General features: G+C 62.0%; 1 pseudogene. It reads right to left on the minus strand.

The features are described from left to right. Positions 1–574: pseudogene (locus tag EN824_RS33480) on the minus strand (hypothetical protein); the annotation flags it as partial.

Consider the following 574-nt stretch of genomic DNA (forward strand, 5'->3'; position numbering starts at 1 on the left):
CGAATTCGGGCAGCGTATAGTCGAGCTGCACGTCGAGCGGATACAGCGGCGTGACCGTGTCCGGGCCGCCGGGCTGAATCCAGAACTGCACCTTGTGCTCGTCTGCGAACTCACGCAGCACCTGCTCGTCGGCCTCGGTCAACGGCTCGAGGTTGCGCACCACGAGCGCGGTGACCGACGAGCCGACCGCGAGTTCCAACTGCGGCATGCGGTCGTAAATGGACAGTTTGCGCACCATGAAGCGCAGCGGCATCAGCATGGCCGACACATGCGGCGGCAGCACCTCGCAGGTTTTCATGTCTGCGATATAGCTGCTCTTTTTCTCGTGAAAGCCGATGCGCATGCCGCCTTTCTCGGGCAGAAAGCGCACCGCGAGACGCGCGCGATAGCGGTAGCCCCATGCCGGTCCGTGAATCGGCCGGAACACGGTTTCCGGACGCAGCTTCGCAAGATGCAGAAGGTTGTCTTCGAGCACGCGCTGCTTCACCGCTACATGCGCGCGAATGTCCAGATGCTGCATCGAGCAGCCGCCGCAAATGGCAAAGTAATCGCATTTCGGCTTGGTGCGGATCAC

The organism is Mesorhizobium sp. M8A.F.Ca.ET.181.01.1.1 (genome assembly GCF_004792025.1).
In the GTDB taxonomy this organism is placed as follows: Bacteria; Pseudomonadota; Alphaproteobacteria; order Rhizobiales; family Rhizobiaceae; genus Mesorhizobium.